The organism is Geodermatophilus sp. URMC 60 (assembly GCF_053502585.1).
The window spans coordinates 4709160-4730831 of sequence record NZ_CP199958.1 but is presented as its reverse complement, the minus strand read 5'-3'; the positions used below and the strand labels follow the sequence as shown (position 1 = coordinate 4730831).

Annotated in this window: 20 protein-coding genes; 13 read left to right on the top strand and 7 right to left on the bottom strand. The window is 75.4% G+C overall.

Translation table 11 applies throughout. The annotated features are described in order from the left end of the window. The first annotated feature begins 193 nt into the window (after positions 1 to 193). Genes ACWIX3_RS22265 through ACWIX3_RS22245 form a run of 5 tightly spaced genes read left to right on the top strand, consistent with a single transcriptional unit; the run spans position 194 to position 5210 of the window. A complete protein-coding gene (locus ACWIX3_RS22265) occupies positions 194 to 982 on the top strand; it encodes an ABC transporter ATP-binding protein (protein WP_448609528.1) in 789 nt (262 codons plus the stop codon). Further along, on the top strand, positions 970 to 1836 hold the full coding sequence (locus tag ACWIX3_RS22260) for an ABC transporter ATP-binding protein (RefSeq protein ID WP_448609527.1): 867 nt from the start codon (positions 970 to 972) through the stop codon (positions 1834 to 1836). The genes ACWIX3_RS22265 and ACWIX3_RS22260 overlap by 13 nt, the downstream gene beginning before the upstream one ends. Then, entirely contained in the window at positions 1833 to 2723 is an 891-nt protein-coding gene (locus ACWIX3_RS22255) for a branched-chain amino acid ABC transporter permease (RefSeq protein WP_448609526.1), read from the top strand. The genes ACWIX3_RS22260 and ACWIX3_RS22255 overlap by 4 nt, the downstream gene beginning before the upstream one ends. Beyond that, positions 2716 to 3966: a branched-chain amino acid ABC transporter permease gene (locus ACWIX3_RS22250; RefSeq protein ID WP_448609525.1), complete on the top strand. Its 1251-nt coding sequence runs from the start codon at positions 2716 to 2718 to the stop codon at positions 3964 to 3966. The genes ACWIX3_RS22255 and ACWIX3_RS22250 overlap by 8 nt, the downstream gene beginning before the upstream one ends. Beyond that, a complete protein-coding gene (locus tag ACWIX3_RS22245; RefSeq protein ID WP_448609524.1) occupies positions 3963 to 5210 on the top strand; it encodes an ABC transporter substrate-binding protein in 1248 nt (415 codons plus the stop codon). Before ACWIX3_RS22250 ends, ACWIX3_RS22245 begins: the two co-directional genes overlap by 4 nt. Before the next feature lie 302 nt (positions 5211 to 5512). On the opposite strand, the gene ACWIX3_RS22240 is transcribed toward ACWIX3_RS22245, so the two are convergent. Both ACWIX3_RS22240 and ACWIX3_RS22235 read right to left on the bottom strand, forming a co-directional pair. Continuing rightward, positions 5513 to 6241 (bottom strand): ANTAR domain-containing protein, encoded by a 729-nt coding sequence (locus ACWIX3_RS22240; protein ID WP_448609523.1) that lies wholly within the window; start codon positions 6239 to 6241, stop codon positions 5513 to 5515. A 387-nt stretch (positions 6242 to 6628) separates the two neighbouring features. Beyond that, positions 6629 to 7783, bottom strand: coding sequence for an MFS transporter (locus ACWIX3_RS22235; RefSeq protein WP_448609522.1), 1155 nt, complete (start codon positions 7781 to 7783; stop codon positions 6629 to 6631). 120 nt (positions 7784 to 7903) lie between these two features. Between ACWIX3_RS22235 and ACWIX3_RS22230 the strand changes: the two genes are divergently transcribed. Together ACWIX3_RS22230 and fabG are read left to right on the top strand one after the other, a co-directional pair. Continuing rightward, positions 7904 to 9115 (top strand): acetyl-CoA C-acetyltransferase, encoded by a 1212-nt coding sequence (locus ACWIX3_RS22230; protein WP_448609521.1) that lies wholly within the window; start codon positions 7904 to 7906, stop codon positions 9113 to 9115. Positions 9116 to 9169: 54 nt separating this feature from the next. Further along, positions 9170 to 9937, top strand: coding sequence for a 3-oxoacyl-ACP reductase FabG (fabG, locus tag ACWIX3_RS22225; protein WP_448609520.1), 768 nt, complete (start codon positions 9170 to 9172; stop codon positions 9935 to 9937). A gap of 53 nt (positions 9938 to 9990) precedes the next feature. On the opposite strand, the gene ACWIX3_RS22220 is transcribed toward fabG, so the two are convergent. Further along, entirely contained in the window at positions 9991 to 10932 is a 942-nt protein-coding gene (locus tag ACWIX3_RS22220) for a DUF1206 domain-containing protein (protein ID WP_448609519.1), read from the bottom strand. Continuing rightward, positions 10932 to 11768 (bottom strand): DUF1206 domain-containing protein, encoded by an 837-nt coding sequence (locus ACWIX3_RS22215; RefSeq protein WP_448609518.1) that lies wholly within the window; start codon positions 11766 to 11768, stop codon positions 10932 to 10934. Before ACWIX3_RS22215 ends, ACWIX3_RS22220 begins: the two co-directional genes overlap by 1 nt. Positions 11769 to 12317: 549 nt before the next feature. Between ACWIX3_RS22215 and ACWIX3_RS22210 the strand changes: the two genes are divergently transcribed. The 4 genes from ACWIX3_RS22210 (at position 12318) to ACWIX3_RS22195 (ending at position 16369) form a co-directional block, all read left to right on the top strand. Beyond that, complete coding sequence (locus tag ACWIX3_RS22210) at positions 12318 to 12944, top strand: hypothetical protein (RefSeq protein ID WP_448609517.1); 627 nt, start codon at positions 12318 to 12320, stop codon at positions 12942 to 12944. A gap of 74 nt (positions 12945 to 13018) precedes the next feature. Then, on the top strand, positions 13019 to 14641 hold the full coding sequence (locus tag ACWIX3_RS22205; RefSeq protein ID WP_448609516.1) for an SIR2 family protein: 1623 nt from the start codon (positions 13019 to 13021) through the stop codon (positions 14639 to 14641). A gap of 194 nt (positions 14642 to 14835) precedes the next feature. Continuing rightward, complete coding sequence (locus tag ACWIX3_RS22200) at positions 14836 to 16071, top strand: cytochrome P450 (RefSeq protein WP_448609515.1); 1236 nt, start codon at positions 14836 to 14838, stop codon at positions 16069 to 16071. 100 nt (positions 16072 to 16171) lie between these two features. Further along, positions 16172 to 16369, top strand: a complete 198-nt coding sequence (locus ACWIX3_RS22195) for a hypothetical protein (protein ID WP_448609514.1) — start codon at positions 16172 to 16174, stop codon at positions 16367 to 16369. Positions 16370 to 16465: 96 nt separating this feature from the next. Here the strand turns inward: ACWIX3_RS22195 and ACWIX3_RS22190 are convergent, their stop codons facing one another. Together ACWIX3_RS22190 and ACWIX3_RS22185 are read right to left on the bottom strand one after the other, a co-directional pair. Further along, on the bottom strand, positions 16466 to 18778 hold the full coding sequence (locus tag ACWIX3_RS22190) for a HelD family protein (protein WP_448609513.1): 2313 nt from the start codon (positions 18776 to 18778) through the stop codon (positions 16466 to 16468). Between the two features lie 118 nt (positions 18779 to 18896). Beyond that, positions 18897 to 19586, bottom strand: a complete 690-nt coding sequence (locus ACWIX3_RS22185; protein WP_448609512.1) for an alpha/beta fold hydrolase — start codon at positions 19584 to 19586, stop codon at positions 18897 to 18899. A 178-nt stretch (positions 19587 to 19764) separates the two neighbouring features. Between ACWIX3_RS22185 and ACWIX3_RS22180 the strand changes: the two genes are divergently transcribed. Beyond that, on the top strand, positions 19765 to 19932 hold the full coding sequence (locus tag ACWIX3_RS22180; protein ID WP_448609511.1) for a hypothetical protein: 168 nt from the start codon (positions 19765 to 19767) through the stop codon (positions 19930 to 19932). A gap of 66 nt (positions 19933 to 19998) precedes the next feature. Here the strand turns inward: ACWIX3_RS22180 and ACWIX3_RS22175 are convergent, their stop codons facing one another. Then, positions 19999 to 20721 carry a hemerythrin domain-containing protein gene (locus tag ACWIX3_RS22175; protein WP_448609510.1) on the bottom strand — a complete coding sequence of 241 codons (723 nt, stop codon included), beginning with the start codon at positions 20719 to 20721 and terminating at the stop codon, positions 19999 to 20001. Positions 20722 to 20876: 155 nt separating this feature from the next. On the opposite strand from ACWIX3_RS22175, the gene ACWIX3_RS22170 reads away from it, so the two are divergent. After that, positions 20877 to 21671: an alpha/beta fold hydrolase gene (locus ACWIX3_RS22170; RefSeq protein ID WP_448609509.1), complete on the top strand. Its 795-nt coding sequence runs from the start codon at positions 20877 to 20879 to the stop codon at positions 21669 to 21671. Position 21672 lies beyond the last annotated feature (1 nt).

Sequence of the window (21672 nt, the reverse complement as noted above, 5' to 3'; positions counted from 1 at the left end):
TGCGCAGGTAGTGGACCAGTCGGTCGCCCAGGTCACCTGCTGATCACGATGTGCGTGGACAGTGCACGGATCGGCGCGCCGTGCCTTTACAGTGTCCGGCCATGTGCCCTGCATCACAGACCGATGCCGTTCCGCGGCGCGCTGACCGGAGGCCACCGGTCCATCCGCCGGGGACGACCGCGGAGCGGCCCGCATGCTGAGCGTCGACTCGCTGCGGGTGACCTACGGCGGTGCCGTGGAGGCCGTGCGCGGCGTGACCATGGAGGTCCCCGACGGCAAGGTCGTCGCCGTCCTCGGCAGCAACGGGGCCGGCAAGTCCACTCTCCTCCGGACGATCTCGGGAACGCTGCGGCTGCACCGGGGCCGCGTCGACGAGGGCGCGGTGCACTTCGACGGCGAGGCCCTCACCGGCCGCGACCCCGGCCAGATCGTCCGGCGGGGCATCGTCCAGGTGCCGGAGGGCCGGCGGATCTTCGGCCGGCTCACCGTCGAGGAGAACCTGCGCGCCGGGGGGATGGGCAACCGGGACCGCGCCGCCAAGGCCGCCGCGCACGCCCGCGTGCACGACCTGTTCCCCGTGCTGGCCGAGCGCAGCGGCCAGCGGGCGGGGCTGCTCTCCGGCGGTGAGCAGCAGATGCTGGCCATCGGCCGGGCGCTCATGGCCAGCCCCAAGCTGCTGCTGCTCGACGAGCCCTCGCTGGGCCTGGCCCCGCGGGTGATCGGCCAGATCGGCGAGGTGGTCGCCGAGATCAACCGGCAGGGCACCTCGGTGCTCCTGGTCGAGCAGAACGCCACCATGGCGCTGGGCGTGGCCGACCTCGCCTACGTCCTCGACGTCGGCAAGGTGTCCCTGTCGGGGCCGGCCGAGGAGCTCGCGCGCACCGACGAGGTGCAGCGGCTCTACCTGGGCCACGGCGACCCGGCGGCCTCCGGGCCGGTCGGCCGCCACACCCGCCGCACCCTCTCGCGGTGGACCGCGTGACCGCGGCCGTGACCGACACCCGGTCCGACGTCCCGCCGGTCGAGGTCGAGCACGTCAGCGTCCGCTTCGGCGCGATCCAGGCGCTCAACGACGTGTCCTTCACCGTCGCGCCGGGGACCATCCACGCGGTCATCGGGCCCAACGGCGCCGGCAAGTCGACGATGTTCAACGTCCTCTCGGGCGTCTACAAGGCCGCCTCGGGGGAGGTCCGGTTCGGCGACGTCCGGCTCGACCAGATGCGTCCGTTCCAGATCGCCGGGGTCGGCGTGGCCCGGGCGTTCCAGAACATCGCCCTCTCCGGCGCCCAGTCGGTCGCCGAGAACCTCATGCTCGGCCGCCACCACCTCACGAAGGCCGGGTTCCTGTCCTCCGGGCTGCGGCTGCCCCGCGCCACCCGGGAGGGGAAGGTGCACGGCGAGCGGATCCGGGAGATCGCCGAGTTCCTCGACCTCGGCGACAAGCTGCACACCCCGGTCGGCGTGCTGTCCTACGGCGACCAGAAGCGCGTCGAGGTGGCCCGCGCGCTCTGCACCGAGCCGCGGCTGCTGCTGCTCGACGAGCCGGTCGCCGGGATGAACGCCGAGGAGACCGGCCGGATGGCCGAGGCCATCCGGGAGATCCGTTCGGCGCTCGGCATCTCCATCGTCCTCGTCGAGCACGACATGGGGATGGTCATGTCCCTCGCCGACCGGGTCACCGTCCTGGACTTCGGACGCCGGATCGCCGACGGGACGCCGGCCCAGGTGCAGGCCGACCCCGAGGTCATCCGCGCCTACCTGGGCTCCGGGGACGACGAGACGCCCGCCGAGGCCGTCGCCCACCACACCACCGACACGCCAGGGACGGCCTCGTGACCCAGTTCCTCTCGCTCCTGCTCAACGGGTTGTCGCTCGGCGCCATCTACGCGCTGATCGCGCTCGGCTTCGTGATCATCTTCAAGGCCAGCGAGGTCGTGAGCTTCACCCACGGCTCGCTGCTGCTGCTCGGCGCGTACTCGATCGCGCGGCTGTCCGAGTCCCTGGGCTTCCTCGGCGCGGTGCTCGTCGGCCTGGTGATCACCGCGCTGGCCGCCTTCCTGATCGAGCGCTTCATCATCAACCGGCTCCGCGGTGCACCCGTCATCAGCCTGGCGATCGTCACGATCGGTGTGGACATCATCCTGCTGACCGAGCTGATCCGGCGGATCGGCCCGGACATCCTCAACGTGCCGCACCCGTGGGGTGGCGAGTCGGTCCGCATCGGCGGCATCGGGATCACCCAGAACCGGCTGGTCGCCATGATCGTCGCCGGCGTCCTCATCGTGCTGTTCTTCGTCGCGTTCAAGTACTCGAGCTGGGGCGTGGCCATGCGCGCGTCGGCGGAGGACGGCGAGACGGCGGCGCTGATGGGCATCCGGCAGGGCCGGGTCTCCGCGCTCGCCTGGGTCGTCGCCGGTGTCCTCGCCGGGGTGGCCGCACTGTTCCTGGTCGGCAGCCCGACGCCTGGCGTCAGCTCGGCCGTGTACGCCACGGCGCTGCGGGCCTTCCCCGCAGCCATCCTCGGCGGCCTGGACAGCACGGGGGGTGCCCTGGTGGGCGGCCTGCTCATCGGGGTGGCCGAGTCCCTCGCCGCCGGCTACCAGGAACAGCTGCTGTTCCTCGGCCGCGGCTTCGGCGAGGTCGTCCCCTACGTCGTCATGATCGCCGTCCTGCTCGTCCGGCCCTCGGGGCTCTTCGGCACCAAGGAGCTGACCCGTGTCTGAGCAGACCGTCTCGCGCCCGGCGGGGGCCTCCCGTGCGGCGTCGTCCGGTCCCGCCCGGCCGGCATCCGGCCGCGGCCGCGGCGCCGTGGTCAAGTGGGTGCTCGTCGCCGCGCTGCTGGGCTTCCTGCTGGTCTTCCCGCTGTACTTCGACGAGTTCTGGCTGCGCACCGGGTTCGCGGTGTTCGGCGCCGCCATCGGCGCCATCGGGCTCAACCTGCTCGTCGGCACCACCGGACAGCTGTCCCTGGCGCACGCCTTCTTCCTCGCCGTCGGGGCGGTCAGCTACACCTACATCTCTGGGGAGCCCGGCGGGCTCGGCACCCGGGCCGCGCTGGAGGGGCTGGGGTTGCCGCCGATCGTCGGGATGGTCGTCGGTGTCCTGCTCGCCGGGGTCGCCGGGCTGGTGTTCAGCCCGATCGCGGCGCGGCTGCGGGGCATCTACCTCGGCGTCGCCTCGCTGGGCCTGGTCTTCATCGGCGTGCACGTGATCAACACCTGGACGCCGGTGACCGGTGGCTTCAACGGCCGCGCGGCGCCGGAGTTCTCGCTGTTCGGCTTCACGTTCGGCAACAGCGACCCGCAGCTGTGGGTGCTGGGCGTGCCGTTCCGGGAGGCCGAGCGGCTGTGGTACCTCGGGCTGGTCCTGGCGCTGGCCGCCTACGTCTTCGCCCGGAACCTGCTGCGCAGCCGGCCCGGCCGGGCGCTGCAGACGCTCCGCGACAGCGAGGTCGCCGCGTCGGTCATGGGCGTCAACGTGCAGGCCTACAAGGCGCGCGTCTTCCTGGTCAGCTCCATGTACGCGGGCCTGTCCGGGGTCCTCTACGCGCTGTCCATCGGCAGCATCGCCCCGGAGTCCTTCACGCTCGTCGTCTCCATCCAGTACCTGGCGATGATCGTGCTGGGCGGGCTGGGGTCGGTGGGCGGCGCGGCGCTGGGCGCGCTGTTCGTCACGGCGCTACCGCTGCTGTTCCAGCAGTACGCCGACGTCCTGCCCCTGGTGAGCGCACCGGGCCAGGGCGGCATCTCCGCCGGTTTCGCCGCCCGGTTCCTCTACGGCGCCGCGATCATCCTCGTCGTCCTGTTCGAGCCCGCCGGGCTGGCGGGCATCGCACAACGCCTCACCCAACGCTTCCGCCGGGGCCGTGCGCCCGCCCGCGGTGGAGTGGTCACACCACCCCCGGAGCAACCCGGCTCCGCACCGACCCCCTCCGACCGACCAGCACAAGGGAGCGACACCAGATGAGAACAGGCAAGGCACTGCGCGCGACGACCGCGGTCGCCGCGGTCGTCGTCGTGGCGACCGCCGGATGCAGCACCCGGGCACCGGAGTCCGGCGGCGGAGGAGGAGGAGGAGAGGGCGGCTCGGCCGGCGAGGTCGCGACCGACGTCGGCGTCGAGGGGACGACGATCACCCTCGGCGTCCTCACCGACCTGACCGGCGTGTTCGCCGCGCTCGGCCAGGACATCACCAACGCCAACCAGCTGTTCTGGCAGGACAACCAGGTCTGCGACACCTACTCCGTCGAGCTCGACGTCCAGGACACCAACTACGTGCCGCAGACGGGTGTGCAGCTCTACAGCGGCATGGAGCCGAACATCCTGGCGATGCAGCAGACGATCGGGTCGCCGATCAACACCGCGCTGGCCCCGGAGTACGAGGCCGACCAGATCGTCAACTTCCCCTCGGCGTGGGCGCGCACCCTCACCGAGATCCCCGGCACCGGGGTCGTGGGCGCCACCTACGACGTCGAGCTGGCCAACGGCTACGCCTACATGTTCGACCAGGGCCTGCTGGCCGACGGCGACACCGTCGGGCACATCTACTTCGAGGGCGAGTACGGCGAGAACGGCCTGGCCGGCAGCGAGGCGGTGGCCGAGGAGCGCGGGCTGACGATCATCCCCGCGCAGATCAAGTCGTCCGACCAGGACATGACCGCGCAGATCACCCAGTTCGCCGCGGCCGGGGTCGACGCCATCGCCCTCACCGTCGCGCCCACGCAGACCGCGTCGGCGGCCGGCGTGGCAGCTGCCCAGGGGCTGAACGTGCCGATCATCGGCAGCAACCCGGTGTTCGCGCCGGGCCTGCTGCAGGGGCCGGCCGCCCAGGCGCTGAAGGACAACCTGTACGTCTCCAGCCCGGTGTCGGCCTTCGACGCCCAGCCCGAGCTGCTCGCGCAGTACCAGGAGGCCTACCCGAACGTGCAGCCGAGCCTCGGCGTGCTCGTCGGCTACGGCATGAGCGCGATCATGAAGCAGGTGCTCGACGCGGCGTGCGAGAACGGCGACCTGACCCGCGAGGGCGTCGTCACCGCGTTCAACGAGCTGCAGAACGTGGACACCGGCGGCCTCGTCGTCCCGATCGACGGCTTCGAGACCGGCCGCTCGCCCAGCACGCAGAGCTTCATCCTGCGGCCGGCCGACGTCCCGGGCGGCGCCACCGTCGTCCAGGACGCGTTCGAGGGTGAGTTCGCGGAGGGCCTGCGCTGACCCTGCGGTGACGCCCCGGCGGCGCCCCCTCCTCCGGGAGGGGGCGCCGTCGCGCTGTGGCGCCCCGCGGGGGCCGCTTCGGGTGGGAGAGGGCCGAGGACCGCGACGAGGGTGGACGGCCGCGACCCCGAGGGCGGCTCCAGGGACGAGGGGCGGCCCCGCCGCCCCTGTGTTGGAGCGACGGGGCCTGACCGCGACAGCCCCCGCGGAAGCCGTCGCGGCTGCTCGTCAGTCTCCGAGTGCCCTGGCTTCGGGGCGACCCGGTGACTCCGGGCCGGGTCCGCTCCCCGGTCCCGGCGGGCTCATCGGTGAGGTACCTCGCCGGTGCGGACCAGGTCGTCGGCGACCGCGCGCAGCTTGCGGTTGGTCTTCATCGACATCTGGACCAGGACCTGGAACGCCTGGTCCGCCGTGAGCTCGTGGCGCTCTATCAGGATCCCTTTGGCCTGGTCGATGACCCCTCGCGTCTCCAGGGCGGCCTGCAGGTTGGCGGCCATGTCCCGGGCCCTCCGGTAGGCGTGCAGGTTGCCGGCGGCGACCGCGGCGTAGGGCGCGAACCGCGTGGCCGCCGAGCGGCTGTCCTCGTCGAAGGCGTGCGGCTCGCGGGCGTAGATGTTCAGCGCGCCGGAGACCTGCTCGTCCTCGTCGATGGCCAGCGGGACGGACAGGGAGCTGAGGGCACCGTGCTCGGCCGCCCGGGGCATGTAATCCGGCCAGCGGGGATCGGTGCGGGTGTCGGTGATCTCGGTCAGCTCGCCGGTGCGGGCGGCGTGCAGGCAGGGGCCGTGGTCGCGGTCGTACTGCGTCTCGTCGAGGTCGGTGGCCAGTCGACCGGTGGAGGCCACCGTGCTCGGGCTCCCCCTCACCAGCAACGACACCGACGCCTCGGGGTGCCCCGGCATCACCGTCCTGGTCAGGTCGGCCACCGTCTGCAGCAGGTCCTCCATCGACAGGTCGCGCAGGGACAACCGGCCCAGGCGCTCCAGCGCCTCGGCGGCGTTCGCGGGGTGCGAGCTCTGGCTCCTGGCCACGTCGGGATCTCCGGTCTGCTGAAACCCGGGGCTGGTGACCTCGGCCGCGGACCCCGATCTGGGGGCCGTGCGTGGGAACGCCGACTGTGTGACGCGCCGTCGACGCCGACCATCTCGACGTCCCACCGGACGCTACTCGCGACGGCGGCCCCGCGGGGCCCGGGTGGCGTCCCCGAGCGGGTCGCTCAGGAACGCGTGCCGGGACCCCTGTGCACGCCGCACCGCGCACCTGGCGTACCGGCCGTGCCCTCCCGGAGTCCCAGCACTCCGGCAGGGTGGCACTCCGGCAGGGTGGCACTCCGGCAGGGTGGCACTCGGGGAGGGGGAGCGACCCGTCCGTCGGCCACGAGGGTGCCGCGGCCACCCAGCCGGGGAGCGACGAGTGCGTCAGATCCGGCCGCGGCGGGCGACGGGGACCAGTCGCAGCGCGAGCAGGGCGGTCAGGACCGCGGCCACCTGCATCGGCACCCAGGCCGGCGCCGATCGGGTCGCGGTGGCCATGAGGAACGGGACGGCGAAGCCCAGGTAGGCGCAGGCCAGGAACACCGACGTCAGCTCGCCCCGGCGGGTGGGCGCAGCCAGCCGGCCGGTGACGGTGAGCCCGGCCGCCAGGCACAGCCCGCCGCCGGCGCCGAGCAACGGAGCGGCGGCCAGCAGCCACGGCCAGGCGTCGGTGGCCACGAACAGCGCCGCGGCGGCGTACCCGGCCGCGCCGAGGGCGGCGCCGGTGACGGCGGTCCACGGCCCCAGCCGGCGCTGCAGGCCGGCCACGAGCGTCCCGGCGCCGAGGGTGACGCCGGCGAGGACGCCGGTGACGGCGACGCCGCCGGCCGGCAGGTCCCCGAGCAGCGGGACGGCGGAGATGACCGACGACGGGAAGGCGTAGACGCAGACCGCGACCGGGGCCAGCACGGTGGCCGCGAGGCCGAGGTTGCCCGGCGGCAGCAGCGGGACGGCGGGGTCGCCGACCCTGCGCCGGCCACCGGCCCGCAGCACGACGGTCTCCGGCAGCCGCACCGCCAGCGCCAGCCCCACGCCCACCAGCACGGTGTGCAGCAGGTAGGGCAGCACCGTGGGCGCCGGCGCGAACTGGCCCAGCAGGCCACTGGTCAGCGGGCCCAGCGAGAAGCCCGCGGTCATCGCGACCGCGGCCCGCCGTCCGCCCGCGCCGTCCCCGGAGGCGGCCGACAGCTCGGCGACCCAGGCGCTCGCGACGCTGAACACCACGCCGCTGACCACCCCCTGGAGGAACCGGGCGGTGAACAGCAGCACGAGCGACCCGCCGGCCGCGGCGAAGGCCAGCGACGCCAGCCCGGCGAGGACGACGCCGGGGAGGGCGACCCGGCGGCGGCCCAGCCGGTCCGAGAGCGGGCCGGCCAGGAACAGCGCCGGCACCAGGCCCGCGGCGTAGCAGCCGAACAGCGCGGTCAGCACCTCGGGCGAGAGGTCGAGCCGATCCTGGTAGACCAGCAGGAGGGGCGTCGGGACGTTGGTGCCGGCCGCGACCGCGAACAACGTGAACACCGCTCGCCTCCAGGCCACCGCGGCACCCTACGGAGACCGCGCCGACTGCGCGCGCGACGTGCGGGAAGGCCGCCGCGACAGCGCCGCCGCCCCGGGGCAGACTCACGGGTGCCTACGGCGACGAACGAGGAGGACCCCGTGCGCGATGCAGTCATCTGCGAGCCCCTGCGGACCCCGGTGGGCGGCTTCGGCGGCTCCCTGCGCGACGTCCCGGTGCAGGACCTCGCCTCGACGGTCATCCGGGCGGTGATGGAGCGCACCGGGCTGCCACCGGAGTCGGTGGACGACGTGCTGCTCGGGCACTGCTATCCGACGATGGACGCCCCCGCGCTCGGCCGCGTCGCGGCGCTGGACGCCGGCCTGCCGGTCACCGCGTCGGGCATCCAGCTCGACCGGCGCTGCGGCTCGGGCCTGCAGGCGGTGCTGTACGCGGCGATGGCGGTGCAGACCGGTGCGTCGGAGGTCGTGCTGGCCGGTGGCGCGGAGTCGATGAGCAACGCGCCGTTCTACTCCACGGCCATGCGCTGGGGGGTCAAGGCCGGACCGGGCGTGCTGCTGCAGGACGGGCTGGCCCGCGGCCGGGTGACCGCCGGCGGCCGGAACCACCCGGTGCCCGGCGGGATGCTGGAGACCGCGGAGAACCTGCGTCGCGAGTACCAGATCCCCCGCGAGGAGCAGGACGAGTACGCCGTCCGCAGCCACCAGCGCGCCGCCGCCGCCGCCGAGGCCGGCCGGTTCGCCGAGGAGATCGTGCCGGTGACGGTGAAGCAGCGGAAGAGCGAGACCGTCGTCGACCGCGACGAGCACATCCGCCCCGACTCCACCGTCGAGACCCTCGCCAAGCTGCGCCCCATCATGGGCAAGGACGACCCGGAGGCCACGGTGACCGCGGGCAACGCCAGCGGGCAGAACGACGGCGCCGCGGTCTGCGTCGTCACCTCCCCGGAGAAGGCCGCCGAGCTGGGCCTGCGCCCGCTGGCACGGCTGGTCTCCTGGGCCGTGGCCGGGGTGCCGCCCAAGACCATGGGCATCGGGCCGGTGCCGGCCACCGCCAAGGCGCTCGCGCTCGCCGACGTCAAGCTCGCCGAGGTGGACCTGATCGAGCTCAACGAGGCGTTCGCCAGCCAGGTACTCGCGGTGACCCGCGAGTGGGGCTTCAGCGACGCCGACTTCGAGCGCACGAACGTCAACGGCTCGGGCATCTCCCTGGGCCACCCGGTGGGGGCCACCGGCGGGCGGATCCTGGCCACCCTCACCCGGGAGATGGCCCGCCGCGACGCCCGCTACGGGTTGGAGACGATGTGCATCGGCGGCGGCCAGGGCCTCGCCGCACTGTTCGAGCGCGTCTGAGAGAGGACCCCGCTGCAGGCCAGGCCTTCCCTTAACGAGTAGAGGAGCTGCCGCATGTCCACCTCCACCGAGCAGCAGCGCGTCGCGATCGTCACCGGCGCGGCCCGCGGCATCGGCGCCGCCACCGCCCGGCGGCTGGCCGAGGACGGCTTCGCGGTGGCGGTGGTCGACCTCGACGAGTCCTCGACCGCCGACACGGTGCAGGTGATCGAGGCCGCCGGCGGGCGCGGCCTGGGGGTGGGCGCCGACGTGGGCGACGCCGACCAGGTGCAGGCCGCCGTCGACCGGGTCGTCGCCGAGCTGGGCCCGCCGGTCGTGCTGGTCAACAACGCCGGTGTCACCCGCGACAACCTGCTGTTCAAGATGACCGATGCCGACTGGGACCTCGTCATGCACGTGCACCTGCGCGGCTCGTTCCTCATGACCCGCGCGGTGCAGCAGCACATGGTCGCGGCCGGCTGGGGCCGGGTGGTCAACCTGTCGAGCACCTCGGCGCTGGGCAACCGCGGCCAGGCCAACTACGCCGCCGCCAAGTCCGGGCTGCAGGGCTTCACCAAGACCCTCGCCCTCGAGCTCGGCAAGTTCGGCGTCACCGCGAACGCGGTCGCGCCCGGCTTCATCCAGACCGAGATGACCAAGGCGACCGCGGAGCGGATCGGCCGCAACTGGGAGGAGTACGTGGCCGAGCGGGCCGCGGCGATCCCGGTGCAGCGCGCCGGCGTCCCAGCGGACATCGCGCACACCGTCTCGTTCCTCGTCAGCGAGGGCGCCGGGTTCGTCTCCGGGCAGGTCGTCTACGTGGCCGGCGGTCCTCGCACCTGAGGACCCTCTGCCCCCACCGCTCGCAGGCGCGCGGCGGGGCCCGGCAGAGGGCCTCAGGACGACGGGTCGCGGTCGGGGTAGCGGGCGCGGGCCAGGGCGTACACGCCGAAGGCGGCGAACCCGGCGGCGACCGCACCCAGCAGCCACGGCCCGGCGCCGACCGAGGCGATGGCGGTCATCGCGCCGTCCAGGCCGGTGGCCGTGGAGACGTCTGCGGTGGTGGCTGCCCGCCACAGCAGCACTCCCACCAGGCCGAACGCGACGCCCTTGGCGACGTAGCCGACCCGCCCGACCGCCTCGATCACCGGCTCCCATCGGTCGGGTGCGGTGGGCAGGTCGATGTCCCGCATGAAGCCGCCGGTCAGCCCGCGCACCAGCGTGTAGAGCCCGACGGCCACCACCCCGGCGGCGACGGCCAGGACCACCGCCGCGCCGCCGGGTACCTCGAGGGTCTCGCCGGTGAGCTCGCGCAGCCGGTCATCCGCCTGGTACTCCAGGCCGAGGGCGAACAGCAACCCGGTCACGCCGAGGACGGCGTAGACGGCGGCCTTGGCCAGGCACTTGGCGCAGACGACCGCCGTCCGCAGCCGGTGCTCGCGGCCGAGCAGCCCGCGCCACCACAGCAGCACCTCGCCGGCCTGCCAGAGCGCCAGGGCCAGCATGCCCAGCCCGATCAGCCAGAGCAGCACCGTGCCGCCGGGGGTGCCGGAGACGGCCTGCAGGGCGCCGGTCTGGTCGGCGTCGGTGCGGCGGCTGCCGCGGGCCAGCTGCACCGCCAGCCAGCCGATGAGAAGGTGCAGGACGCCGTAGGCGACCAGCCCCAGCCGGGCGACCGCCTCGAGCACCGGGTGGTCGGTGACCTCGCGGGCGGACTCGACCAGCCGGTGGATCCGGCCCCCCTGCAGAAGAAGGACCCCGTCCTCCTCGCCGTTCGCAGGCTCACGGCGAGCCTCTGGACGGGGCCGGGAGGCGCGGGGGGCAGGGGGGCCCTCCATCAGGTGCGCTCGGGGTAGCGGGCGCGGACGAAGCAGTACGCGCCGAACGCGGCGATGCCCACGGCGACCAGCGTCAGCAGCACCTGGCCGAAGGGAGCGTCGAGGATCGTTCGCAGCGCGCCGTCCAGCCCGGTGGCCCGGGCCGGGTCGAAGGTGACGGCGGCGTAGACGAGGAGCCCACCCACCACGCCGAGCGCGACACCCTTGGCGGGGAAACCGGCCTGTCCCAGCCGGGTGACCAGCCGGGTGGTCTGGGGGGAGGCCGAGCCCAGCTCCACCTCCTCGAGGAACCGCTTCGAGACACCCTTGTGCACCAGATAGACCCCGACCCCGATGACGACGAGGCCGACCAGCGCCACGAGCCAGCGCCCGGCCGGCCAGCCGAAGACCCCGGCCGCCGGCTGCTGACCCCCGCCCGAGCCGCCGCTGGTCGCGGTGCGGATGGCCAGGACGGCGAGCACCGCGTAGAGGACGGCCTTGGCGACCGCCTTGACGGTCTTCTCGAGGGCCTTCTTCCGGGCGTCCCCGGACGAGGAGAGCCGGCTCCGCCAGCGCAGCACCTCCGCCGCCTGCCAGGCCGCGAGCGCGACCAGCCCGACCGCGAGCAGCCACAGCAGCGGCCGGCCCAGCGGCTGCTCGGCCAGCGTGGCCAGTGCGCCGGCCTGGTCGGCGGACTGGCCGCTGCCCCCGCCCCAGGCCAACTGCAGCGCCAGCCAGGCGAGCAGCAGGTGCACCACGCCGTAGGCGACCAGGCCGATGCGCGCCAGGTTCTCGAGGGCGTCGCTGTCGCCCGCCCGGCCCGCGGCGCCCGCAGCCCGTCTCGTCGTCCCGCCCATGGCCGGCTCCTCCCAGAACCCGCTGCACCGTCGCCCGCGGACTGATCAGCGTGGCACAGCGAGGGGCCGGCCGCTCTGTCTCAGCCCACGGGATGACGGGCGCGGGCCAGGCAGTACACCGCGAAGGCGGCCAGCCCGACCGCGACCACGACCACGACCAGGCGCCGTGGGGCTCGGCGGCCACCGCCGGCAGCGCGCCGTCCAGCCCGGTGGCCCGGGCCGGGTCGAAGGTCTCGCCGCCCAGGCCACGACCGCGCCGACCAGCACGAACGCCACGCCCTTGAGCACGAAGCCGGCCTGGCTGACCGGTGCGCCACGGCGCACAGCGCGGGGGAGACGGTGGAGAGGTCGATCTCGTCGAGGAATCCGACCGCAGGCCTTTGCGCACGTGGTGGACGCCGATGGCGACGACGACCAGGCCGACGGCGACGACCACCGCCTGGCCGCCACTGCGCTCCCCGCTCCGCCGGCCGCGCTGCTGCGGCCCATCCCCGCAGGGTGGCACGGCTCGCGCCGGCACACCGGGCACGGTGGGGGACACTCTGTCCCGTGGCGAGCGGCGCAGCGATGACGGCGGTGGAGCGGACGAGTCCCGAGCAGGCCCGGCGGGCGTGGCCCCGGTGGCTGGCCGGCGGGGTCGCGCTGCTGGTCGTCGCGGCGGTCGCCGTCTCCTGGGCCGACGGTGGCGCCCGGCTGCTGCTGGGTGTGGCCGGCGCGCTGCTCGCCTGGCGCGGTGGGCAGCTGGCGGCCGAGGGCGGCCGGCGCCGGGCGCGGGGCTCCGCGGTCGCCGCCGCCGGAGTGCTGGCCCTCGGGCTCGCCTCCGTCCCGGCGGGCCTGGCGAGCTGGGCGGTGCTGGTCGCCGTCCCGGCGGGGCTGCTCGTGGGGGCGCTCACGCTGCTCGGCCGCGGCGGGGCGGTCCGCCGGAGCGGCCAGGCGGCGCTCGTCTGGTGGGCACTGGTCACCGGCCTGCTGGTCGTCACCGGGCTGGCCACCGGCTGGGAGCGCGCGGCCGGTGGCGCCACCGTCGTCGGGGCGCTGGGACTGGGCGTGCTCGGCGTCGTCCTGCTCGTGGGCTCCTCGAGCCTGCGGGCCATCGCCGCCCAGCCGGCACCGGTCCGGCCCGCGGCCTGCGCCGGCTGCGCGTGCGGCGCAGGCGGCTGCGGCATCCCGCGCTGAGCGGGTGACCCCGGCCGGGCAACACCCGGTTGCGTGCCGGTTCACCACCGGCCCGGCGGGGCACCCCTGGAACCGTGACCGGACACGTCTTCGTCGTCGGCGCCGACCTGCGCCGGCTGGTCTGCGACGACGTCCTGGTGCCCACCGACCGGTCGCTGCGGGTCACCCCCGAGTGGCGCGGCCTGCTGCCCGACGACGTCGTGACGAGCGAGGACCGCGGTGGCGTCTGCCTCGACCTCGGCTGGGGCGGCGACGAGCGGGTGCTGGAGGTGCCCGCCGGCCGGGCGGGCGACCCCGGCCGGCAGCTGTGGCTGGTCGACACCGTCGACGACCGGGAGCGCGACCCCGAGGACGCGCTGCGCTGGCTGGTCGACGGCGCGCGGGAGGCGCTGGCCGCCGTCGCCCGGCGCGAGGTCCCCGCGCCCGTGCACGGCCGGGCCCGCCGGCTGGTCGCCCTGCCGGCCCTCGGCACCGGCTGGGGCGGGGCCGCCGGACAGCGCGGCACCCTGCTGCAGCGCCTGCTCCCCGTGCTGCGCGAGGGCGCCGCCGAGCACGGTTTCGACGTCGCTCTGGTGCTGCGCGGGCCCAGCGACCTGGCCGCGGCGCAGCGGGTACGTCGGGCCGAGGCGGGCAGCTGGGACCTGCCCGAGCACCTGCGGGAGCTGGCCGAGGACCTCGGGGAGCGGGCCCGCCGCGGGCAGCTGGCCGCCTTCGTCGGCGCGGGGGTGAGCGCCGCGGCGGGGCTGCCCACCTGGGAGCAGCTGCTCGACGAGCTGGCCGAGCGCTCCGGGCTGGACGACGCACTGCGCGCCGGGCTGTCCCGGCTGCCGGCCCAGGACGCCGCGGCGCTGCTCGCCCGCGAGCTCGGCCGCGAGCAGCTGGAGGGCTTCGTCAAGGAGCGGTTCGGGCCCGGGCACTACGCGCTGGCGCACGCTCTGCTCGCCGACCTGCCGGTGCAGGAGTTCGTCACCACCAACTACGACCCCCTGGTCGAGCTCGCCGCCGCTGACATCGGCCGCGACCTCTCGGTGCTGCCCTTCGACGACGCCGTCCCCGGCCGGCCCTGGCTGCTCAAGCTCCACGGGGACGCCGCGCACCCCGAGAGCGTCGTGCTGACCCGCGAGGAGTACCTGCAGTTCGGCGACACCCGCGCGGCCCTGGCCGGGGTGCTGCACTCGCTGCTGCTCACCCGGCACGTGCTGTTCGTCGGCACCTCGATGCAGGACGACGACCTGATCCGCATCGCCCACCAGGTGCGCAGCGCCACCCGGGCCCCCGGCGCGGGCCCGCGGCAGCGCAGCGGCACGGTGCTGGCGCTGCTGGACGACCCGGCCCGCGCCCGGCTGTGGGAGCAGGACGTGCAGACGGTGGCGATCGCGCCGGCCGACACCCCGCCGGTCGAGGCCGCCCGCCTGCTGGAGCTCCTGCTGGACTGCATCGGCTGCCTGTCCACCCCGCCGACCGGCTACCTGCTCGACCCGGCCTACCGCGGGATGCTCTCCGACGAGGAACGGGCCCTGGCCGAGGCGCTGCAGCAGGTGGAGCGCGCCGTGCCGGAGGGGGCGTCGTCATCGGCGGTCGGGGAGGTCACCGCGCTGCTGCGCCGGCTGGGCTCGCGAGGCGCCGCCGGCGGACCGCCGCCGGACGAGGCCAGCGCCCCGCGCGACGACCGCCTGCAGCAGCAGCGCCCCGGCTGACGAAGGACCACCCTCCCCACGCCTCGCAGGCTCGGCGCGGACCCCTGGAGGGTGGCCGTTCCAGCACCTCTCGCCGGAGGGGTCCGCCGCGGCCCCTCCCTGGCCCCGTCCAGAGGCTCGCCGCGAGCGTGCGAGCGGTGAGGAGGGCGGGGTCCTTCGTGTGAGCCGGGTCCGGGTTGGGCACCGGGACCCCCGTGCGCCGACCCCGACTCGAGAACAGCCCCCTCTTGTTCGCCAAGGGCTACGGCTGGCTGCCCGACGCCCGGCGGGCACGCGACGGCCGGACCGTCGCCGTCCGGCTCGGCGGCCTCCCGGCGCTGGGCATCGAGGGTCCGGACGCCGCCCGCTTCCTCTACGACGAGGACCACGTGCACCGCGCGCACGCCATCCCCGAGCCGGTGCAGGGCACGCTGTTCGGCAAGGGCGCGGTGCACACCCTCGACGGTGAGGCGCACCGCACCCGCAAGGCGATGTTCGTGTCGCTGCTCATGGACGACGACCGGATCGCCCCGCTCGTCGACTGCGCCACCGCCGCCTGGGACGCCGCGGTGCCCGGCTGGACGCGCCGCGGGGAAGTCGTGCTCTTCGACGAGGCCGCCGAGGTGCTCACCCGCGCCGGGTGCGACTGGGCCGGGGTCCCGCTGGCCGACGACGAGGTGCCCTCGGTGGCCCGGGACCTGACCGCGATGGTCGACGGCTTCGCCACCGCCGGGCCCCGGCACTGGCGGGCCCGCCGGGCGCGCGGCCGCCGCGAGGCCTGGCTGTCCAGCCTGGTGGGGGACGTGCGCAGCGGCGCGGCGACGGTCCCCGACGGCTCGGTGGTCGACGTCGTCGCCCGGCACCGGGACGCCGACGGGGAGCGGCTGGACCCGCACACCGCCGCGGTCGAGCTGCTCAACGTCATCCGGCCGACCGTGGCCATCAGCTGGTTCCTCGCCTTCTCCGGGCACGCGCTGGCCCGGTGGCCGCAGTACTGCGGGCGGCTGGCCTCCGGTGACCCCGCCGTCGCGGCGGCCTGGGCGCACGAGGTGCGCCGCTTCTACCCGTTCGCGCCGTTCATCGGCGGGCGCGCACCGCGCGAGGTCGAGTGGGACGGCGAGCGGGTGCCCGAGCACTCGATGGTGCTGCTCGACCTCTACGGGCAGAACCACGACCCGGACCTGTGGGGCGACCCGTACACCTTCCGGCCCGAGCGCTTCCTCGGCCGGGAGATCGGTGCCTTCGAGCTGGTGGCCCAGGGCGGCGGTGACCCACGCACCAACCACCGCTGCCCGGGCGAGCAGGTAACCGTCGCCGTCCTGTCGGCGCTGGCCGTGCGGCTGGCCCGGCTGCCGGCCGACGTCCCGGAGCAGGACCTGTCGATCTCGCTGCGGCGCATCCCGGCGAAGCCGGCCAGCGGCGTGGTGCTGCGGGTCCGCGGGACCGACTGAACCCGGCCGGTCGCGCTCCGTGGCGGGCACGCCGCACTCGGCGGCGGTGTGTCGTCGCCGCGTGGTCTGATCGCCGGGCTCGTACGGACGAGGGGGCGACATGGGCAGGTGGCTGGCGCCGCTGCTCGGCGTGGTGGGGCTGCTGGCGCTCGTCGCCGGCGTGGTCTGGGCCGAGCTCGACATGTACACCATGGGCGGCCTGCCCCTCGTCGGCGCCGGCTGCGTCCTGCTCCTGGCCGCGGCCGTGCTGGCCGCCGCCGTGGAGGGCACGACCCGCCGCCGGCACCCGCAGCACTGAGCCCCTGACCGGCGAGCGGCCCCTGCAGGCAGGAGGACCCCTGCTCACCACTCGCGAGCCCGGGCCGAGCCTCGGGACGGGGCGGGGGTCCCTTTCTCAGGTCAGGCGGGCGAGCTCCGCGGGGAGGTCGCCGGGGGAGAGGACGCCGAGCCGCTGGGTGGCCCGGGTGAGCGCCACGTAGAGGTCGTTGTGGCCGCGCACCCCCTCGTCGAGCACCCGCCGCGGGTCCACGACGAGCACCGCGTCGAACTCCAGGCCCTTGGCCTCCCCCGGGGTGAGCACCACCGGCCCCTGCGACGAGTCGGCCTCGGGCCCGGAGGTCACGCCGTCCACCCGGGCGGCGACCGCCGCGGCGACCTCGGCGACCCGGCTGGCGGGGACGACCACCGCGGTGGTCCCCTCCTGCGCCGCCCACTCCTCGACGACCTCGGCCGCCCGGGCGGCCAGCGCCGCCTCGCCGGTGACCTCCGCCCACGGCTGCGCGGTGCCCGGGCGCACCGAGCGCGGCGCGCTCGCCCCCGTGCCGCCCGCGGCGAGGACGTCCGCGGCGACGGCCATGATCTCGGCCGGCGTCCGGTAGTTGACGGTCAGCTCCTCCAGCCGCCAGGCGTCCCCGACGTGCGGGCGCAGCGTCTCGTCCCAGGCGGCGGCGCCGGCGAGCGTGCCGGTCTGGGCCAGGTCCCCGACGGCGGTCATCGACCGGGTCGGGCAGCGGCGCACCAGCAGCCGCCAGGCCATGGGGGAGAGCTCCTGGGCCTCGTCGACGACGACGTGCCCGAAGGTCCAGGTGCGGTCGGCGGCGGCGCGCTCGGCGGTGGTGCGGGTGTCGAGGGTGCGCTGCCGCTCGGCCAGCTCCTCGGCGCCGATGAGGTCGCCGGCGCTGAGCACCTCGGCCTCCAGGTGCTCGTCCTCGAGGTCGATGGAACGTGAGCCGTGCAGCACGTCGAGGGTCTCCTGCGCCTCGGCCAGCCGGCGCCGGCGGTCCCGCTCGGCGCGGGCCCGCTGCGCGCTGTCGTCGAAGCCGAGCAGCTCCTCGGCCTCCTCCAGCAGCGGGACGTCGGCCGGCGTCCACTGCTCGGGTGACATGGCCGACCCCCGCGGGCGGTGCAGCAGGGCTCGGGTCTCGTCGTCCCACCCCGGCGTGGCGGCGGCGACGCGGGCCGGGTCGGCGAACAGCTCGGTGAGCAGCCGCTCGGGGGTGAGCACCGGCCACAGGTCGTCGACCAGCAGCCGGACGGCGGGCTCCTCGGCGACCTCGCGGCGCAGCGCGCCGGTGTCCTCGCGGTCGAGCAGGTCGGCCCCGCCGTCGATGCCCACCCCGATGCGCTCGGCGTAGCGCCGGGTGAGCAGCTCGACGACGCGGCGGGCGAACACCGGCCGGGCCAGGTTGTGCAGCCGCTCGGCCCTGCGGGCGGCGTTCTGCGCGCGCCTGACGTCGATGGGCCGCAGCCGCAGCGCGAACCCGTCGACGGTCACCTCGACGGGGGAGTCGGGCACCACCTGCCGATCGGCGACGGCGCGCTCGAGCACCTGCACCATCTCCAGCCGGCCCTTGACCGCGGCCGTCTCCGGCGACTCGGCGCCGCGGGCGTCGAGGCCGGGGCGCAGCTGGCCCAGCCCGGCCAGCAGCACGCCCGTCTCGCCGAGGGAGGGCAGCACGTCGGCGATGTAGCGCAGGAAGGTCGGCGTGGGGCCGACGACGAGCAGGCCGCGGCGGGCCAGCCGCTCGCGGTACGTGTAGAGCAGGTAGGCCGCGCGGTGCAGGGCGACGGCGGTCTTGCCGGTGCCCGGCCCGCCCTGGACGACGAGCACGCCGCGGTCGTCGGCGCGGATGATGCGGTCCTGCTCGGCCTGGATCGTGCGGACGATGTCGGTCATCCGGCCGGTGCGCGCGGTGTCCAGCGCGGCCATGAGCGCGGCCTCGCCGGTCAGGCCGGAGGTGGCCAGCCCGTCGGTGAGCACCTCGTCGTCCAGCCGGACGACGGTGCGCCCCCGCGTGCGGATGTGCCGGCGGCGGGCCACGCCCAGCGGGTGCACCGGGGTGGCGGTGTAGAACGGCCGCGCGGCGGGCGCCCGCCAGTCGACCAGCGCGGGGTCCCCGCCGGCGTCGTCGGCGGCCAGCCCGATCCGGCCGATGTAGAGGGGGCCGTCGTCGGTCCGGTCGATCCGGCCGACGCACAGGCCGGCCTCGGCGGCGTCCAGGGCGGTGACCCGCTCGGTCTGGAAGCGCACCGTGGCGTCACGCTCCTGCAGCGCCTGCGGGTCGACCGCCGGCCAGGCGATCGCCTGCTTCAGCCGCCGCTCGGCCAGGTCCCGGGCGGCGTCCAGGCGGCCGTAGAGCTCCTTGACGTACTGCTGTTCGGCGTCGATCTCGGGGTGGGGTACGACCTCGGGCTGCGTCGTCGGCACTGCGCGTCTCTCTGTCGGTACTGGGCTGCAGGAACAGACGAACGTCCATGGTGCCCGCGCATTCCCGGCGCCGGAGCCAGGCGCCGCCGTGCGGTCGGCCACGGACCCGGCGCGGCCGTCAGGGAACGGGCAGCGCGGCCTGGTGGTCGACCAGCCGGTCGGCGAGCTCCTCCGGGCGGCTGAGCGCCACGAGGTGGCCGCCGGGCAGCTCGTCGACCGGCAGGCCCAGTCGCTCGGCGGCCACCCGCCGCTGGAAGCCCACGGGGAAGAACCGGTCGTCCCGAGCGGCCAGCACCCGGGTCGGCACGTCCGGCCAGGCGGGCAGCGGCCACGGTTCGGTGAACGGCGTGCCCGACTGGGCGAACGGCACGGGCGCGGTGGCCGCGACCGGGGGCGGGACGTCGTGCAGGAACGCGTCGTCGTCGTCCGACGGCCAGCCGTGCGCCTGCGCTGCCTCCGCCCGGGCCCGTTCGTGGCCGGTGGCCGTCCACCACTCGCCTCCGGTCTCGCCCGGGCGCGGGACCATGGCGTTCAGCAGGACCAGGAGGTCGACCTCCCTCCGGGCGCAGACCAGCGGCGCGGTGAGCCCGCCCATCGACTGGCCGACGACGACCAACGGCCCGCCGGAGCACCGGGCCGCCGCGGCCAGCACGGTCTGCGTGTAGCGCTCGAGGCCGGCGGTGTCGTCGTCGGCGGGCAGGTCGACGGCGACCGCGGTGGAGCCGCGCCGCTCCAGCTCGGGCACCAGCCGGTGCCAGTACCAGGCCCGGCCGCCGGCTCCGGGGACGAGGACGAACGTCGCGCGCACGTCCTCATGACCGGCGGTGGGGACGCAACTCATCGCCGGCCCGCTGCGCTCGTCGAGTGGCGGGTCTCCCGGGGCGCGCGGGACAGCGGCGCGCGGGCGGGTCCCGAACGGCAACGCGGAGGTCACCTCCGCGTCACGTCGGCTGCCTACCGTCGGCGGTGCGACCCAGGAGGTGCCCATGAGCCCGACCCCCACCCAGACCCGGACCGACCCCCGGCCCCGGCGCAGTCCGCGTCCGCGCACCCGGCCGCACGTGGACCGCAGCGCCTGGACCTGCCCCAACTGCCAGCGCGAGACCCTCCCGCCGCGCAAGCGCTGCGGGGACTGCGGCACGTCCCGCTACTGAAGAAGGACCCCGTCCTCCTCACCACTCGCAGGCTCGCGGCGAGCCTCTGGACGGGGCCGGTACTGCTCACCTGGCCGGTGGCTCCCCGCGCAGCCGGACGACGGCGGCGCGGTGGCGGCCCCGGCCGATCAACCGCCAGGCCAGCCGTGTCGACACCGGCAGCCCGGCGAGCAACCGCGCCCGTTCGGCGGCGGACGCGTCCTCGAGCGCCAGGCCGAGGACCAGCAGGCGCTCGCGCCGGGACAGCGGGCAGCGTGCCGCCTGCCTGACCTCCGCCCACGCTCCGGGGGACAGGTGCACGGCGAGCAGTGGCAGCAGGTCTCGCTCCTCCTCGGCGGTCTGCGCGTCGACCGCGTCGGCGAGGTCCAGGCAGGCCAGCGTGAAGGCGTCGCGCGCCTTGCCCGAGGCGGCCACAGCCCACTGCCGAGCGGCGGTGGACAGGTCGCGCAGCCGGGCGTCGAGGCCGGCGACGCGGGCGGTCCACCGCTCCACCTGCGGCCGCGCGGACGGCGCCGCGCGCAGCAGGGCCGGCCAGAGCAGCTCCCGCTCGACGGCGTGGTGGTGCAGCAGCAGGCGGCCGAGCAGGTCGGCGTGCCGGGTCAGGTCGCGGGTGCGGTCGGCGTCACCGGCGGGAGCCCGCGCGGACAGCTCGGCCAGCAGTCGCAGCTCGCGGCGCACCAGGCGGTGGAGCACCAGCTCGGCGGCGACCGCGCGGGAGGTCGGGACGTCGTCCGGGGGACCGCCGCGGGCCGTCCGGACGGGGGAGCGGGAGAGCGCCGCGGCGGGCATGGAGCACCTCGGAGGAGCGGGGCCGGGACTCCGCGAGCGTAGGGACGGTGGGTGCCGGCCCGACAGGGCTCTCGGTCCCTGTCCGGTCCAGCAGCGGATCACGACTCGCGGACGGGGGAGGGACAGGAGGCGCCCCGGACGGTTACGTTTCGGCAGTGAGCGTGATCGCCCGGAACCGGGTCCGCGTGAGCGGGGTCGACGGCGCGCGGCCGATGGTCTTCGCGCACGGCTTCGGCTGCGATCAGGAGATGTGGCGTTTCGTCGCCCCGGACTTCGCGGTCGACCACCGTGTCGTCCTCTTCGACCACGTCGGGTCGGGCCGGTCGGACCTGGCGGCCTACGACCCCGAGAAGTACGGGTCGCTGCACGGCTACGCCGCCGACGTCGTGGACATCTGCCGCGAGCTCGAGCTCGACGACGTCGTCTTCGTCGGGCACTCGGTGAGCGCGATGATCGGCGTCCTGGCCGCCGCGCGGGCCCCGGGGCGGTTCGGCGCGCTGGTCATGGTCGGGCCCAACCCGCGCTACGTCGACGACGGCGACTACAGCGGCGGCTTCTCGCGGCAGGACATCGCCGCGCTGCTGGAGTCCCTCGACAGCAACCACCTGGGCTGGTCGGCCGCGATGGCCCCGGTGATCATGGGCAACCCCGACCGGCCCGAGCTCACCGCCGAGCTGACCAACAGCTTCTGCCGCACCGACCCCGACATCGCCCGGCAGTTCGCCCGCGTCACCTTCCTCTCCGACAACCGCGCCGACCTGCCCGGCGTCCGGGTGCCGACGCTCGTGCTGCAGTGCACCGACGACGCCATCGCCCCCGAGGTGGTCGGCCGGTACGTCCACGACCAGGTGCCCGGCAGCGTCTTCACCCAGCTGGCCGCCACCGGGCACTGCCCGCACCTGTCGGCGCCGGAGGAGACGACCGCCGCGATCCGCGCCTTCCTCGGGTAGC

What these genes read in the sequence shown, in the direction of transcription:
- ACWIX3_RS22265 (WP_448609528.1), top strand. Translation starts at nt 194, where the DNA reads ATGCTGAGCGTCGACTCGCTGCGGGTGACCTACGGCGGTGCCGTGGAG.
- ACWIX3_RS22245 (WP_448609524.1), top strand. Translation starts at nt 3,963, where the DNA reads ATGAGAACAGGCAAGGCACTGCGCGCGACGACCGCGGTCGCCGCGGTC.
- fabG (WP_448609520.1), top strand. Translation starts at nt 9,170, where the DNA reads ATGTCCACCTCCACCGAGCAGCAGCGCGTCGCGATCGTCACCGGCGCG.
- ACWIX3_RS22220 (WP_448609519.1), bottom strand. Translation starts at nt 10,932, where the DNA reads ATGGAGGGCCCCCCTGCCCCCCGCGCCTCCCGGCCCCGTCCAGAGGCT.
- ACWIX3_RS22215 (WP_448609518.1), bottom strand. Translation starts at nt 11,768, where the DNA reads ATGGGCGGGACGACGAGACGGGCTGCGGGCGCCGCGGGCCGGGCGGGC.
- ACWIX3_RS22195 (WP_448609514.1), top strand. Translation starts at nt 16,172, where the DNA reads ATGGGCAGGTGGCTGGCGCCGCTGCTCGGCGTGGTGGGGCTGCTGGCG.
- ACWIX3_RS22180 (WP_448609511.1), top strand. Translation starts at nt 19,765, where the DNA reads ATGAGCCCGACCCCCACCCAGACCCGGACCGACCCCCGGCCCCGGCGC.
- ACWIX3_RS22175 (WP_448609510.1), bottom strand. Translation starts at nt 20,721, where the DNA reads ATGCCCGCCGCGGCGCTCTCCCGCTCCCCCGTCCGGACGGCCCGCGGC.